At 73.4% G+C, this 2,179-nt stretch carries 3 protein-coding genes; 2 read left to right on the top strand and 1 reads right to left on the bottom strand.

All coding sequences use genetic code 11. The features are described 5' to 3' along the window. The first annotated feature begins 120 nt into the window (after window positions 1-120). Entirely contained in the window at window positions 121-1,035 is a 915-nt protein-coding gene (locus HTZ82_RS13045) for a PmoA family protein (protein WP_175409518.1), read from the top strand. A 30-nt stretch (window positions 1,036-1,065) separates the two neighbouring features. Here the strand turns inward: HTZ82_RS13045 and HTZ82_RS13040 are convergent, their stop codons facing one another. Further along, a complete protein-coding gene (locus tag HTZ82_RS13040; RefSeq protein WP_175409517.1) occupies window positions 1,066-1,524 on the bottom strand; it encodes a hypothetical protein in 459 nt (152 codons plus the stop codon). A gap of 181 nt (window positions 1,525-1,705) precedes the next feature. On the opposite strand from HTZ82_RS13040, the gene HTZ82_RS13035 reads away from it, so the two are divergent. After that, on the top strand, window positions 1,706-2,137 hold the full coding sequence (locus HTZ82_RS13035; protein WP_175409516.1) for a DUF4383 domain-containing protein: 432 nt from the start codon (window positions 1,706-1,708) through the stop codon (window positions 2,135-2,137). Window positions 2,138-2,179: the final 42 nt, after the last annotated feature.

The raw sequence follows: 2,179 nt of genomic DNA, 5'->3' as shown, positions 1-2,179 counted from the left end.
GTCACGCCCAGCCAAAGCGTCACGCCCGGCCAAGGCGTCGCGCCCGGCCAAAGCGTCACGCCCGGCCAAGGCGTCGCGCCCGGCCAAGGCGTCGGCAGCGGCGGGGCGGACGCGCTCCGGGTGCTCCATGTGCCCGGGGAGCACGTCGCGGTGACGGCGGCCGGGGTCGAGGTGCTGCGGTACGTGTACCGGGGCGAGGCCGCGTGGGAGGCGCCCAAGCCGTACGCGCATCCGCTGCGCACCCTGGCGGGTCACACGGTCACGGACTACCGCCCGAACGACCACCGCTGGCACAAGGGCCTGCAGATGACGGCGTCGTACCTGTCGGGGCACAACCTCTGGGGCGGCAACACGTACGTGCGGGGCGAGGGGTACGTGGCGCTGCCCGAGCGGGTGGGGTCGATGGCGCACCGCTCGTTCGACGAGGTCGGGGTACGGGACGGCCGGGCGGTGGTGGCCGAGCGGCTGACCTGGCATCCGTACGGCGGTGAGCTGTGGGCCGACGAGCTGCGCCGCGTCGAGGTGCACGACGTGGACCCGGAGGCCGGGTGCTGGGCGCTGACGTGGTCGTCGGCGGTGACCAACCGCCGGGACGTGCCGCTGCGTTTCGGCAGCCCGACGACGCAGGGCCGGGAGATGGCGGGTTACACGGGCCTGTTCTGGCGCGGCCCGCGGGCGTTCCGGGACGGGACGGCCCTGGCGGCGCACGGCGGCGGGGACACGCCGGAGGACCTGATGGGCTGCCAGGCGGAGTGGCTTGCGTACACCGGCGAGCACGACGGCGCTGACGGCCACGCGACCGTGGTCTTCGCGCACGCGCCGGAGAACGACCACACGGGCGCGGCGGGCGCGCATCCCGCGCACTGGTTCGTCCGCACCGAGCCGTTCGCGGCGGTGGCGCCGTCGCTCGCGTTCTTCGACGAGCTGGTGCTGCCGCCCGGCGAGACGCTGGCACGCCGCTACCGGGTGCTGATCGCGGACGGCGCGTGGGACCGGCCGAGGATCGCGGCGCACCTGCGGGCCCTGCCCTGGTGACCGTCACCGGGGCAGGGCGGCTGCCTGGCGTCAGATGTACTCGCAGTCGATGGTCGGGTCGTTCGGCGAGTCGATGGGGGCGCCCGGCACCGGGCCGTTGTTGCTGCCGCCGCTCACGTACACCGCCGAGATCCAGCCGAGCCGCCGGCCGGGCGTGATGATCTGCACCCAGTAGGTGTTGGTGTACGGCCCGTCGGTGACGCGGCCCCTCTCGCCTGCGTCGATCTGGCAGTAGGCCTTGACCCGTACGTTGGTCAGCCGCTCCGTCGTGGCCAGCTCGCACGAGGTGCTCTGGCAGTTGCGCACCCGCACGTCGCTGGCCCACACGTGCACCGACCCGGACGGCGGGTGGGCGGCGGCGGGCTGAGCCCCCGCCAGCAGCGCCGCCGGCACCACCGCCGCCAGCCCGACGACGCTCCGCAGCGCCCGCCGGGCGGCCGTACGGCCTCCGTGCGTGCCGGTGCTCTTCCGTGTCCCTGTCCCCAGCATGGTGAAACCCTCCGTCGACACCGCTGCGCGGCCTGTGGTCCGCACACCGGGGACGGACGCGCGCCACCGCCCGTATGAGCGACCCCCGCGATGCGCGTACTCCGCTACGTGTGCCCGGAGCGGGGTACCCGGGGGCTGCCGGGCCCGTACGGGCGGTCATCCGGTGGGAAGGACGTGTGTCATGGCCAGCGCACACCGTTACGCTCCCGTGCAGTACGCCGCGCTGTGGGTGGGAGCCGTCTTCCTGCTCATCGGGGTCCTTGGCTTCATCCCAGGGGTCACCACCGACTACGGGGCGATGGAGTTCGCGTCGCACGAGTCGGGCGCCGAGCTGCTCGGCCTGTTCCAGGTGTCGGTGCTGCACAACATCGTGCACCTGCTGTTCGGTGTCGCGGGCGTCGCGACGGCCCGCCGGGAGCGCAGCGCCCGGCCGTACCTGCTCGTCGGCGGTGTGGTCTATCTGGCGCTGTCCGTGTACGGCGTGTTCATCGACCTGGAGAGCGCCGCGAACTTCGTCCCCGTGAACACCGCCGACAACTGGCTCCACTTCGTGCTGGGGCTCGGGATGGTCGCCCTCGGCCTCGTCCTCCCCCGCCGCACGGGAGCCGTGTGACGACGAACGGACAGGAGAACGAACAGGAGGGCGCGTCATGGC

The sequence above is a fragment of the Streptomyces sp. TRM64462 genome (assembly GCF_013362995.1).
In the GTDB taxonomy this organism is placed as follows: domain Bacteria; phylum Actinomycetota; class Actinomycetes; order Streptomycetales; family Streptomycetaceae; genus Streptomyces.
The sequence above is the reverse complement of the archived record's forward strand: the minus strand, read 5'-3'. Positions and strand labels throughout refer to the sequence as shown.

Coding starts and splice junctions, on each gene's coding strand:
- HTZ82_RS13040 (WP_175409517.1), bottom strand. CDS start 1,524: ATGCTGGGGACAGGGACACGGAAGAGCACCGGCACGCACGGAGGCCGT.
- HTZ82_RS13035 (WP_175409516.1), top strand. CDS start 1,706: ATGGCCAGCGCACACCGTTACGCTCCCGTGCAGTACGCCGCGCTGTGG.